Annotated in this window: 11 protein-coding genes; 5 read left to right on the top strand and 6 right to left on the bottom strand. The window is 45.6% G+C overall.

What is annotated here, in order from left to right; translation table 11 throughout:
* The first annotated feature begins 61 nt into the window (after positions 1-61).
* Positions 62-1,279, top strand: coding sequence for a D-alanyl-D-alanine-carboxypeptidase/endopeptidase AmpH (gene ampH / locus H8A87_RS16905; RefSeq protein ID WP_198691085.1), 1,218 nt, complete (start codon positions 62-64; stop codon positions 1,277-1,279).
* A gap of 113 nt (positions 1,280-1,392) precedes the next feature.
* On the opposite strand, the gene H8A87_RS16910 is transcribed toward ampH, so the two are convergent.
* From H8A87_RS16910 to lptF, 3 genes are all read right to left on the bottom strand, one after another.
* Entirely contained in the window at positions 1,393-2,064 is a 672-nt protein-coding gene (locus H8A87_RS16910) for a hypothetical protein (protein ID WP_198691086.1), read from the bottom strand.
* A 227-nt stretch (positions 2,065-2,291) separates the two neighbouring features.
* Positions 2,292-3,371 carry an LPS export ABC transporter permease LptG gene (gene lptG / locus H8A87_RS16915; protein ID WP_198691087.1) on the bottom strand — a complete coding sequence of 360 codons (1,080 nt, stop codon included), beginning with the start codon at positions 3,369-3,371 and terminating at the stop codon, positions 2,292-2,294.
* Positions 3,371-4,471 (bottom strand): LPS export ABC transporter permease LptF, encoded by a 1,101-nt coding sequence (lptF, locus tag H8A87_RS16920; RefSeq protein WP_198691088.1) that lies wholly within the window; start codon positions 4,469-4,471, stop codon positions 3,371-3,373. The genes lptG and lptF overlap by 1 nt, the downstream gene beginning before the upstream one ends.
* Positions 4,472-4,751: 280 nt before the next feature.
* Between lptF and pepA the strand changes: the two genes are divergently transcribed.
* The 3 genes from pepA (at position 4,752) to H8A87_RS16935 (ending at position 9,936) form a co-directional block, all read left to right on the top strand.
* A complete protein-coding gene (pepA, locus tag H8A87_RS16925; protein ID WP_198691089.1) occupies positions 4,752-6,260 on the top strand; it encodes a leucyl aminopeptidase in 1,509 nt (502 codons plus the stop codon).
* Between the two features lie 255 nt (positions 6,261-6,515).
* The gene (locus H8A87_RS16930) at positions 6,516-6,995 is read left to right on the top strand and encodes a DNA polymerase III subunit chi (protein WP_198691090.1); all 480 of its coding nucleotides are present in this window, start codon (positions 6,516-6,518) and stop codon (positions 6,993-6,995) included.
* A 13-nt stretch (positions 6,996-7,008) separates the two neighbouring features.
* Positions 7,009-9,936 carry a valine--tRNA ligase gene (locus H8A87_RS16935; RefSeq protein WP_198691091.1) on the top strand — a complete coding sequence of 976 codons (2,928 nt, stop codon included), beginning with the start codon at positions 7,009-7,011 and terminating at the stop codon, positions 9,934-9,936.
* Between the two features lie 74 nt (positions 9,937-10,010).
* Here H8A87_RS16935 and H8A87_RS16940 read toward each other — a convergent pair whose 3' ends face one another.
* Positions 10,011-10,343, bottom strand: coding sequence for an AzlD domain-containing protein (locus tag H8A87_RS16940; protein WP_198691092.1), 333 nt, complete (start codon positions 10,341-10,343; stop codon positions 10,011-10,013).
* Positions 10,340-11,020: an AzlC family ABC transporter permease gene (locus H8A87_RS16945; protein WP_198691093.1), complete on the bottom strand. Its 681-nt coding sequence runs from the start codon at positions 11,018-11,020 to the stop codon at positions 10,340-10,342. Before H8A87_RS16945 ends, H8A87_RS16940 begins: the two co-directional genes overlap by 4 nt.
* Positions 11,021-11,397: 377 nt before the next feature.
* Here H8A87_RS16945 and H8A87_RS16950 point away from each other — a divergent pair, with 377 nt between their 5' ends.
* The gene (locus H8A87_RS16950; RefSeq protein ID WP_198691094.1) at positions 11,398-12,165 is read left to right on the top strand and encodes an amino acid ABC transporter substrate-binding protein; all 768 of its coding nucleotides are present in this window, start codon (positions 11,398-11,400) and stop codon (positions 12,163-12,165) included.
* Between the two features lie 679 nt (positions 12,166-12,844).
* Here H8A87_RS16950 and H8A87_RS16955 read toward each other — a convergent pair.
* Positions 12,845-13,497: YadA C-terminal domain-containing protein (locus H8A87_RS16955; RefSeq protein ID WP_198691095.1), on the bottom strand; the 653-nt coding region annotated here is incomplete at its 5' end.

Consider the following 13,497-nt stretch of genomic DNA (forward strand, 5'->3'; position numbering starts at 1 on the left):
GAAAAACAAATAACGACTTTATTCCCCCCACTTGGGCGCTCCCTGATTGGTTAATCCAAAAATGAAAAAACAGCTATATAAACTGTGTGCAGTTTCCGCCCTGACATGGGCGATTTCGGCTTGTGCTGATTCTGGTAATTCACACCAGAACAAGTTTCAGCACTCCAATGCGCAACCTGCAAAGTGGGAGGTTTTTGAGGGTAACGATAATATCAAGAAAATGGCTACCGTGCTGGTCGATCAGTATTCACAGTCCATCTTTGATGAAGGTAATCCTTTGGGGATGGCGATGGTGGTGATCGATAATAATCAGGTCGCGCATCGCAGTTTTGGGGAGACTTATCCAGGGAGTGGCGTTCGGCCGCGTCAGGATTCTGTGATTCGTATTGCTTCGATTACCAAGCTGCTGACCAGTGAGGTCATGATTAAGTTGGCACAAAAGGAACGCATTAAGATTACTGATCCGTTGCAGAAGTACACTTATTACGGTGTCCACGTGCCGGACTATAGCGTAGGTCAACCAATCCGTCTGTATCATCTGGCGAGCCATACCAGTGGGCTGCCACGGGAGCAACCGGGTGGGAAGTGGGGGCGGCCCGTGTTCATTTGGCCTACTCAATCAAACCGCTGGACTTGGCTGAAAACCGCAGGGATAGATTCCGTGCCCGGTACGACGGCTTCGTATTCAAATCTGGCCTACGATTTATTGGCGGATGCTCTTTCCAAAGCCACCGGAGAGCCATATGCTCGCCTGCTACAAGAAGAAATCACTCGTCCTTATCGCATGAAGGATACGACGCTGACCCCCACGCATTCCCAATGTGTCCGTTTGATGGCAGGGGTTAAGCCTAGCCCTTGCGTGAATACTATTGCCGCCGCAGGTAGTGGCGGGATTTATTCTACCCCCGCAGATATGCAACGCTGGATGCAACAGTTTCTATCTTCCCAGAATCAGTTGAGAAAGCAGACCGCCAGCCGTGAACAGGGTATCTATTTCAAACGTGCCGATCTAACATCAATCAAAGGGATGGATGTCGCGGGTCTGGCCAGTGGTATCGGGCTGGGTTGGGTTTATATGGATGCTAAAGGCGATGTTCCCGGTATTTATCAGAAAACTGGCGGCGGCGGTGGGTTCAATACTTATATGGCGATGATCCCTGAGCAAAATATCGGTGTGTTTGTGGTGATGACGCGCAAAGATCAAAGTAAGTTTAGCCGTGTAACGAGCGGAGTTAATGAATTAGTTGCTGCATTGGCACGCAATCATAATCAGATTTAGCACAGTATATTTTTGAAGGTAAAAATAACAGACTGAGCTTTGCTGGTGTGAAGCTCAGTCTGGTTGCAACATAATATGACCGATATCCCATATCAGCGATGTCATTATTACTCTTAACTTGTTCTAGCTCTGTCAAGAAAATCATTTATATTTCTGCTGGCTCTTCCGTTACAAAAGAATACACGAGAAGAAAGAATATCTATTATATAAACGGGGTTACAAGTTTCAAAAGTGTCTTCAAACTCCTCCACCGAGTTCCAAAAAGCCGTCTTTATAGTTTCACTGTGTGGATTTGTAGGCCTAAACAGATTATTGTGTACAAAATCTATATCATAATCAGAAGATAATACTCTTTTAGGCTCACCATCTCTAATAATAGAAGCATGCCAATCGAACTGTGAAAGGTCTTCGAAAGAATTAGTTGGTGCATAATAGTTAGTGTTTCTCAAGTTAATTATCCCCTGATAAGCCTCTACGACCACTTGGTCAGGATTAGATAATAATCGTGAAAATCTGGCCGCAAAAGAATCCCTACACCACCCCCTATCTGCCGAATAGCAAAATAATAAACGGATATGACGATATTGAGACATCTCATGTTTAAAGTATCTATTTAAAATGGATAACAATTTTTCTGGATCTATGAGTTTGGATTCTAGATCTAAAGTCAGAAGATTCCCTACTATGCCATGACCCGATATGGTCAAACGCAGCTCTTTAGACCCATCATTACGAACATCTTCAAAAACATGAAACCCTTCTGAAAAACATTTAAGATATTTCATGACAGCCCCCCACATTAGCTAAATAACAACCAATAATTTCAAGATGTGAGCGCCAACAAGAAGCAGTTACATTTTATGTAAAATAATTAGTAACCAAAGTAAACTAATTTTTACCGAAAGTGAGTACTAAGGGTATAAAAAGAAAGATATAAAAGGGCTCAAAACAAATCGCCCCCACGATAAGCGCAGGGGCGATAAAAAAGTAAGTGTAGAAAAATATCAGTCTGTTACGTTTTCTTATGCCAAAGTAAGTAAATACTCACTCCAAAGAATAACAGGCTTGGTAGCAGTGCTCCCAATATTGGCGGCATACTGTAAACCAGACTGAGCGGGCCGAATATCTCATTCAAGACGTAGAAAACGAACCCCATGCTGATACCCACAACGACCCTAAAGCCCATTGGTACGCTGCGCAGTGGACCGAAGATGAAAGAGAGTGCCATAAGCATCATTACCGCAACCGATAAAGGTGCGAAGACTTTCTTCCACATATTGAGCTGGTAACGTCCGGCATCCTGCTGACCCTGCTTCAGGTATGTGATGTATTGATGCAGGTCGCGAATGGAAAGTGCATCAGGATCAAGGGAAACGACGCCCAGCTTTTCTGGTGTCAGCCGGCTTTCCCAATCAGCGGAAATACGCTGTGATCCTGTGATTCGCCCAATTTGTGTTAAATCAGACTCTTCAACCTGAGATAACTTCCATTGCTTATTATCCTTGTCATACACCGCCGAAGCCGCGTATATCAAGGATAACAGCTTCTTATTATCATCAAAATGATAGATGCTGACTCCGTTCAGGGCATTATCCTTACCCACGCTCTGAATAAAGACAAAATCATGACCGTCTTTCGCCCACAAGCCTTTGGTCGTGGACATCAGAGAGCCACCAAACATTTTCTGGGAACGATAATCACGGGCGAGTTGTTCCCCTTGTGGGGCAACCCATTCGCCAATGACCATCGTCAGCAAGACCAGTGGGATCGCCGTTTTCATGACCGAACCTGCCACTTGCAGGCGGGTAAAGCCGGAAGCCTGCATAACCACCAGCTCACTGCGCGTTGCCAGCGCTCCCAAGCCCAATAATGCTCCAAGCAAGGCAGCCATGGGGAAGAAGATCTGGATATCTTTCGGAACACTCAGCAACGTATAAACACCAGCGGAAAATGCGGTATATTCCCCCTGCCCGACTTTACGTAGCTGATCGACAAATTTGATGATGCCGGAAAGCGATACCAGCATGAACAATGTCATCAGAATGGTTTGCAGAATTGTCCGACCGATATATCTATCCAATACCCCAAACATCAGGACGCTCCTTGATTCTTAAAGCGTGAACGCAGTTTGCGCATTGGTACGGTATCCCACAGATTAAGCGCCAGGGCCAGGGCAAAATACGCGCCGTTGACCAGCCACATCCAGAACATAGGGTCAAGTTTACCCCTACCGCCATTGGAGCGCAGGGAACTTTGCAGCAGGAAGAAAATCAGGTAGAGCAACATGGCTGGTAGCATACTGAGTATGCGCCCCTGACGCGGGTTCACAACACTTAGTGGAACCACCATCAACGCCATGATCAGCACCGATACAATCAACGTCAGGCGCCAGTGAAATTCTGAGCGGGAGTCATTGTCAGTTTCATGCCAAAGCTGCTCAATCGATTTTTGCTCGACTTTGCCGCTGTCGATGTCTGCTCTTTGGTGCCCAATCACTGCCTGATAGTTGGTAAAATCAGTAATGCGGAAGTCACGCAGCAGTGCCGTACCTTCATAACGCGTCCCCTGATGGAGTACCGCGACCTGATTACCATTCGGACGCTCTTCCATATGACCGCCATCCGCAATCACCACGGAAGGGCGCTGATCATTCGACGGACGGAGCTGGGCAAGGAATACGTTCTCAAAAGTATTGCCCTTCACGTTGCCGATATAAAGCACCATGTTGCCATCGTTGGAAGGCTTGAACTTCCCTTCCATGATCGCAGCAAGACTTGGATTGGCCTTTGCATCTGCCAATACTTGTGCTTGATATTTAGAAGACCACGGCGTAAGCCAAATAACGTTGGCAGCCGCCAGCATTGATGTCAGTAATGCCAAGATAAGGGCTGATTTCACCAGTACGCTTTTACCCAATCCGCAGGCATGCATGACGGTGATCTCACTTTCGGTATAGAGTTTGCTGAACGTCATTAATACCCCGAGAAATAAACTCAAGGGTAAAATAAGTTGCGCCATCTCTGGCACACCTAGACCTAACAACGATAGAACCAAATTTGCGGGAATATTTCCTTCCACCGCCGCACCCAATACCTCAACCAATTTTTGGCTGAAAAAGATCAGCAATAAGATGAAAAGTATTGCGATTTGGCTTTTCAGGGTTTCCCGTACTAGATATCTAATGATGATCACGCTTATTACGCCTGTGAAAACTTGTCTTTTTGCAGGAAAGTCGCTAACTTCGTCGTATATCTACCATTTATATGCATCAGTTTGGCTTCCCCATCGCTAAAATGATACCAAAGCTATTCCATATATGGTTCCCAATTAGAACATACTTGTCGTTAGCTAAGTACCAAAAAATAATGCGCTTAGTTTAACATAACAGTTAATTTTCTTTGGGATGAATTAATGCGGAACGTGATATTTTAGCGGTTGTATCCGTCTTTGTCTTTAAGATTCAGGAGAACGCATGGAGTTCAGTGTAAAGAGCGGTAGCCCGGAAAAACAGCGCAGTGCCTGTATTATTGTCGGCGTGTTTGAACCTCGCCGTCTTTCCCCTATTGCAGAGCAACTTGACAAAATAAGTAACGGCTATATCAGTGCGTTATTGCGCCGTGGTGAACTTGAAGGCAAGGTCGGTCAGACCTTGTTGCTGCATCATGTTCCTAATGTGCTGTCTGAACGTATTTTGCTGGTTGGTTGTGGAAAAGAACGTGAACTGGATGAACGCCAGTATAAGCAAATTATCCAGAAGACGATCAGTACCCTCAATGAAACCGGTTCAATGGAAGCAGTTTGTTTCTTGACTGAACTACATGTGAAGGGGCGCAACAACTACTGGAAAGTACGTCAGGCAGTCGAAACGGCAAAAGAGTCGCTGTATGTTTTTGATCAACTCAAGAGCAGCAAAAATGAACTGCGTCGCCCACTGCGCAAGATGGTGTTCAATGTGCCGACCCGCCGCGAATTAACCAGCGGTGAACGTGCCATTCAACACGGCCTTGCCATTGCTTCCGGTATCAAGGCGACGAAAGATCTGGCCAACATGCCTCCCAATATCTGTAATGCCGCATATTTGGCATCACAGGCGCGCCAGCTCGCTGACAATGCCGATAATCTGACAACCAAGGTCATTGGCGAAGAGCAGATGAAAGAGCTGGGCATGAATTCCTATCTGGCAGTCGGTCAAGGTTCGCAGAATGAATCCTTGATGGCGGTCATGGAGTATAAGGGCAGCAAAGACACCAATGCGAAACCTATCATACTGGTGGGCAAAGGGCTGACTTTCGACTCCGGCGGTATCTCCATCAAGCCAGCCGAAGGCATGGATGAGATGAAATATGATATGTGCGGTGCAGCTTCGGTTTATGGCGTTATGCGCGTTGTCGCCGAGCTGCAATTGCCAATCAATGTCATCGGGGTTCTGGCAGGCTGTGAAAACATGCCGGGCGGACGCGCTTACCGTCCGGGAGATATTTTGACCACTATGTCCGGCCAGACTGTTGAAGTGACCAACACGGATGCAGAAGGCCGTCTGGTGCTGTGTGATACGCTGACTTTTGTTGAGCGTTTTGAGCCTGAGCTGGTCATTGATGTCGCAACCTTGACAGGCGCTTGTGTCGTCGCGTTGGGCAGCCACTACACTGGCCTGATGTCCAACCATAATCCGCTGGCACATGAACTGCTGAACGCTTCAGAACAAGCGGGGGATCGTGCATGGCGTCTGCCGTTGGGTGATGAATATACCGAACAGTTAGAATCCAATTTTGCCGATATGGTAAACTCGTGTGGACGTGCCGGTGGTGCGATTACCGCAGGTGCTTTCCTGTCCCGCTTTGCGGCCAAATACAACTGGGCGCATCTGGATGTTGCTGGTACAGCATGGCGTTCAGGTAAGGCGAAAGGAGCAACAGGTCGTCCGGTTGCGCTCCTGTCACAATTCCTGTTAAATCGTTCAGGTTTAAATTCTGATGATTAATGCCCCAGCCACACATTTTACTCGATAAAAATGTGGCACAAAGGTATTGAGGGAATATACCCAATGGATTTCGGGTTGCAGCGCGACGGCAAGGGAACGAATCACCGGGAACATAGATAACTATGTGACGGGGGTGAGTAAACGCAGCCAACAAAGCTGCAACTTGAAAGACGAAGGGAATAAATGGAATTAAGGGTATTGCAGACGCAATACCCTTTTCCGTCACTGCTTCCGTAATCTTGTAACCAAGAAACTATGAAAAACGCCACCTTCTATTTGTTGGAAAAGCTGCCGCCGGAAAAGCTGTCACCGGAACAATCATCATCTTCTGATGATTTACAGCCACATGAATGGCTGGCATGTCAGCTTGCCACTGACCAATGGCGTGCAGGGAAGCGGGTTCTGATTGCTTGTGAAAGCCAGCAACAGGCCGAAAAACTGGACGAAGCATTATGGCAACGGGAGCCGAGTCAATTTGTACCGCACAACCTTGCCGGAGAAGGCCCGCGTTACGGCGCCCCTGTAGAATTGTGCTGGCCACAAAAAAGAAGCAATGCCCCACGCGATGTGCTGGTGACACTGCTTCCTCACTTTGCAGACTTTGCCACAGCTTTCCATGAAGTGATAGACTTCGTTCCTATTGATGAAAATCTGAAACAGTTAGCTCGCGAACGATATAAATCCTATCGTAGCGTCGGCTTTAATTTGACCATGGCAACCCCGCCAACCTATTAAATATCAAGACACAATGGAAAAGACACCCGCTAATCAAACGCAATCTGAGCCATCTCTCGATAAAACGTACAACCCGACAGAGATAGAGCAACCTCTTTATAATCACTGGGAACAGAACGGTTATTTCAAGCCTAACGGCAATACCAGCCGTAACAGTTTCTGCATCGTCATTCCACCACCAAACGTCACCGGCAGCCTGCACATGGGGCACGCCTTCCAGCAGACTATCATGGATACGATGGTGCGTTACCAGCGCATGCAGGGTAAAAACACCCTGTGGCAAGCGGGAACTGACCACGCGGGTATTGCGACACAAATGGTTGTTGAACGCAAAATCGCGGCAGAAGAAGGTAAAACCCGTCACGATTATGGCCGTGAAGCCTTTATCGACAAGATTTGGCAGTGGAAAGCGGAATCGGGTGGTAATATCTCCAACCAGATGCGCCGACTGGGTAACTCCGTGGATTGGGAGCGTGAGCGCTTCACCATGGATGAAGGTCTGTCCAAAGCCGTAAAAGAAGCCTTCGTTCGCCTGTATCAAGAAGATCTGATTTACCGTGGCAAACGCCTGGTAAACTGGGACCCAAAACTGCGTACCGCGATTTCTGATCTGGAAGTTGAAAACCGCGACGTAAAAGGCTCCATGTGGCATCTGCGCTATCCGCTGGCTGACGGTGCAAAAACCGCTGAAGGCAAGGATTACCTGATTGTTGCCACGACCCGCCCAGAAACCATGCTGGGGGATACCGGCGTTGCGGTTAACCCAGAAGATCCACGTTATAAGGATCTGATTGGCAAAGAGATCCTTCTGCCACTGGTGAACCGTCGCATTCCTATCGTTGGCGACGAACACGCGGACATGGAAAAAGGCACCGGCTGCGTGAAAATCACCCCAGCCCACGATTTCAATGACTATGAAGTTGGTAAACGCCACAACCTGCCCATGATCAACATTCTGACCTTCGACGGCGATATCCGTGAAGCAGCAGAAATGTTCGACACCAACGGCGAAGTTTCTGATATTTACTCGACTGACATTCCTGCCGAATACCGTGGCATGGAGCGTTTCGCTGCCCGTAAAGCGATTGTGGCAGAGTTCGAAAAACAAGGTCTGCTGGTTGAGATCAAGCCCCATGACCTGACCGTTCCTTACGGCGACCGTGGTGGCGTGGTTATCGAGCCAATGCTGACCGACCAATGGTACGTTCGCACTGCACCACTGGCAAAAGTGGCGATTGAAGCAGTTGAAAGCGGTGATATCCAATTCGTGCCAAAACAGTACGAAAACATGTACTACTCTTGGATGCGTGATATTCAGGATTGGTGTATCTCCCGTCAATTGTGGTGGGGCCACCGTATTCCGGCGTGGTATGACGCGCAAGGCAACGTCTATGTTGGTCGCGATGAAGAAGAAGTCCGCCGCGAAAACAATCTCGGTGCAGATATCGTCCTGACCCAAGACGAAGATGTACTGGATACCTGGTTCTCCTCTGGCCTGTGGACATTCTCCACACTCGGCTGGCCTGAGCAGACCGAAGCACTGAAAACCTTCCATCCAACCAATGTGCTGGTCAGTGGCTTCGACATTATCTTCTTCTGGATTGCCCGCATGATCATGATGACCATGCACTTCATCAAAGATGAAAACGGCAAGCCTCAGGTGCCATTCAAGACGGTTTACATGACCGGTCTGATCCGCGATGACGAAGGCCAGAAGATGTCAAAATCCAAAGGGAACGTTATCAACCCATTGGATATGATCGACGGTATTTCGCTGGAAACGCTGCTGGAAAAACGTACCGGCAATATGATGCAGCCACAACTGGCCGAGAAAATCCGCAATCGTACTGAAAAACAGTTCCCGGAAGGCATTGAAGCCCACGGTACAGACGCCCTGCGTTTCACACTGGCAGCACTGGCTTCTACCGGTCGTGATATCAACTGGGACATGAAGCGTCTGCAAGGTTATCGTAACTTCTGTAACAAACTGTGGAATGCCAGTCGCTTCGTGCTGATGAATACAGAGGGCCATGATTGTGGTCAACAGTATTGTGGTCAACAGTATTGCGGTCAAAATGATAGCGAAATGTCGCTGTCACTGGCAGATCGCTGGATTCTGGCAGAGTTCAACCAGACAATTAAAGCCTATCGTGAAGCACTGGATACTTACCGTTTCGACATCGCCGCGAACATTCTTTACGAATTCACATGGAACCAATTCTGTGACTGGTATCTGGAACTGTCAAAACCGGCTATCAACAAAGGTTCAGAAGCGGAAGTCCGCGCAGCTCGCCATACCCTGATTGAAGTCTTGGAAGGTCTGCTGCGTCTGGCACACCCAATCATTCCATTCATCACCGAAACCATCTGGCAGCGCGTGAAAGTCGTCAAAGGCATCGATGCAGATACCATCATGCTGCAATCTTTCCCTGAATTCGATCAGGCGAAAGTCGATGAGCTGGCACTGAGCGATCTGGAATGGATCAAGGAAACGATCATTGCGGTACGTAACATTCGTGCAGAAATGAACATCGCGCCAAGCAAGCCGTTGGAAGTTCTGCTGCGTAATGCAAATGACGATGCACAACGCCGCGTTACCGAAAACCTCAACTTCATTCAGGCGATGGGTCGTCTTTCTTCTGTTACCGTATTGGCGGCAGGAGAAGCAGCACCTGTTTCTGTCACCAAACTGATCGATGGGGCAGAAGTGCTGATCCCAATGGCAGGCTTGGTGGATAAAGAGGCAGAACTGGCGCGTCTGGATAAAGAAATCGAAAAGCTGGATAAAGAGATCAGCAGCATTGAAGTCAAACTGGCTAACGAAGGTTTTGTCAGCCGTGCGCCAGAAGCCGTCGTTGCGAAAGAGCGCGAACGTCTGGCGACCAACAATGCCGCGAAAGAGAAATTATTAGCACAGAAAGAGACTATCGCTGCGCTGTAATACTCTTGATTGAAGTTTATTCATGTGAAGCCACTGCAATTTTATTTGCAGTGGCTTTTTAATTCAGTATGCCTTTAACTCAGCAACCACTGCATCAACATAAAAAATGCCAGTGAAAGCACCAGACTTTTTAATATTGATTGCGTAAATTTGCTGATAAAATAAGCCAGTATTACCGTGACTAATGCGAGTACATATTTAATATCAAATTGCTCGATTAATTCATTCAAGGATAAATTATTCAGGGAAATATTAACGATAATGGTTCCCAGAATAAAACAAATAGCATAATCCAGCGAAGTAATCAGCAAACTCTTTCCCCTGAATAACCGATTATTACTTATCAGGAAAGGAGCCACCCTTAATACGAAACTTATCAGTCCCATTAATACAATCAGCAGCATCATGATGTTCTATCCTTTCTGATTTTTCGTTCCCATAATGCAATCACTACTCCGCACAAAATAGGGATCGCCAGATCCATTAATTTCATGTTCACTTCATTCAATAACGGTGCGCACAACCCGCCCATTACCGTCGCCAACACGGACATATCTTTGCCCGAACGCTTGGCAGTCAGAGACGCAAAATGAATGGGAACCAACATGACTAAAAACAGCGAAAGGGATTCATAATTCAGATGTTCTGCCGAAATATATCCCAACAAAGTGGCACAAAAGGTAATCACAAAACAGGGCACGGCAACGCCCAGATAAAAATGAAATTGGGATTTTCCATTCGTAATATTTTCCGCGGAGATATGTGAATGCGTCAACGTATAAGTACTGGCACTGAATCCCAACATCGACAGCAGAATATTTCGCTTTGGAATACCGTGAAAATATTGCGACATTACCATGGCCATCAGAAAAAAACGGAAATTGATCAGCAATGCCAGGATGATAACGGAGAATACCGCACCGTTAGCCAGATAACCTACCGCAGCCACCTGCAATGGCGCTGCATATATCAACAATGATCCGACCAACGTTTCCATTAATGGAACACCATGACTTTGATACAGCGCGCCAATCGAAGCAAAAATAAGAAAAAAGGAGATACAGACAGGCAAAGAATCAACCATGCCTTTCCTAAAGAACGGGTTCAACACTTGGCACCTATATTTATAGTTGTATTTAACATAGTTGTATTTAACGTAATGGAGTAATCGATATACTTCATGGTGAAAGAATAGCCATATCATTGGGCTATGTTATGAGTAGAAAAACAAAGATATAGCAGGCCATATATCATAGCAATTACTTTAAGAATATTTGTGACATGCTTCCCTTTAATTAAAGTCACCCAATAAATAATAAACCTTATTTATTGTAAGAAAATTAGAAAAAATTTATATCACACTTTAATATGATATAACCTTATTTTATATATAAGTCTTTTGATATTCCCGTTATAGTGGTAATAATTTTAAAATCAATAATTCCCCCTCGGAGAAATAGCATGAAAGTCGTACTGAATATATTATTGGCGGGCATTGTTCAATTTGGTTTCACACATCTGGCTTATGCGCAATCCACCCTTGATAACATCCAATCCTCAGGCATATTCAGGATTGGGACAGAAGGTGCTTATGCCCCATTCAGTTATCATGACGCTTCTGGAAAATTGACTGGATTTGATGTGGAAATCGGTCGTGAAATCGCGTTGCGCATGAAAGTGAAGCCTGAATTTGTTGAAGGTAAGTGGGATGGTTTAATTGGTGGCCTTGATGCCGGACGTTCCGATGCAGTGATGAACCAAATCGCCATTACCCCAGAACGTGAAAAAAAATACAGCTTCTCCCTGCCTTATGTTATTTCGGAAGCCGTACTGATTACCCGCAAAGACAACAACGACATCAAAACATTCGGCGACTTAAAAGGGAAAAGATCGGCACATACCCTGACCAATAACTTTGCCCAGATCGCCAGAAATTATGGTGCAGACATTATCGGCACCAATGGTTTCAGCCAGGAAGTGGAACTGGTGAGCACAGGCCGTGCAGATGCGACGATCAACGATAGACTCTCTTATCTCGACTATAAAAAACATCGCCCGGATGCACCGGTAAAAATTGTTGCCGCTGATACTCAGGCAGCACAAACCGCCGTGCTCCTTCGTAAAAACGACACTGAATTAAAAGCCGCCGTAGATAAAGCCATTACTGAGATAAAAACGGAGGGTACTTATCAACGAATTTGGGATAAATATTTTGCTGAGGCAACTTGAAAGATGAAGGTATAAGAGCCTGATGGAATAGGCTCTTGGCTCACTGCGTCAAAATACCCCCCTTACTTCCCTATTTTTCATTCGCAAAGCCCATTAATCAAGCCGCATAAAATAACTATTAAATATATCTACCATCCTATAATTTTAAAATCAGATATTACCCATGTAAATATACAATAATTTCACACTCTAGGGTTCCTTTTAACCATTATAGTAGAACACATCAATAAATTATGTTAGTAAATAAACTTTCTTAATGAGTAAGATCTATTGCATATAGCGATATATTTTTGAAATACCCACATTTAACTAGGCTCTTCAATTTGTATTCAAGAGCATCTATTTATACTTATCAGACAAAATAACTCTCAAAAATAAATTATTTAAATACTCACTCTTCTCTTACGGACGCAATACGTAGGGCTCATAGCGTATTGATATAGAAAATCATTAACACCTTTCTAATTAAGAAAATATTATCAAGGATAACTTAATATAATCACTTTGGGTATTATTGGTTTGACTGCAACCCAAGCAGTAAATGCCAGCCCAATTAATTTTAATTCAAACAGTGTATCAGTTAATGCTTCATTAGGTTTTCTGCAGGTGTTCAATACCGCTTTTAATACATAAAAAACAGGCGCCATCGCGCCTGTCAAATAATTATCTTACGTGTATGTTACCAACCAATCGCAATACCTGCGCCCATTACCGCACCTTCTGCATTGTTCCAGCTTGTAGAAGCCTTAACATTCACATTCTCGGTCAGTTTAGCCTGAGCACCAACCGCAATGGCACTGCCATCATTATATTGCCCTAAACCAACACCAACACTAAAGCGATTTGCATTGCTGAAAGGAATATTGGTCATTGCAGCAACACTGGCAATACCGGCATTAGCGCGTTTCTCTACACGATTAATTTTACTATCTAATTGACGAACACTCTGGCGCATTTCAGTTTCTAATGCGCTAAAGCGTTTTTCAGAGTGAACATGGTACTCACCCATTTTTGTATCCAAATTCTGAGCATATTTATAGATCTCGTTAGCTTTGTCCTCGATTTTCTTTTCTACATGCTTTGTTTTCTCTTCAATTTTCTTATCTAACCGCTTATTTTTTCCTTTTACTTCTTTAACAGTCTTTTTACTTACTTGAGAAGCAGCTAAATTGATTCTTTTATCCATTTCTGTTGCTGAGTCTGCTGCGTTTTTCTCAGACTGAGCTGTGTCCGCCTTGATCGCTGAGCCGGCGGCGTCTTGCGCTGACTGCTCCGCCGCCTGCTGCGCTGTGTCCGCCTTGGTCGCTGAGCCAGCGGCGTCTTGCGCTGACT

The organism is Xenorhabdus lircayensis, from assembly GCF_016306625.1.
GTDB classification, from domain to species: Bacteria; Pseudomonadota; Gammaproteobacteria; order Enterobacterales; family Enterobacteriaceae; genus Xenorhabdus; species Xenorhabdus lircayensis.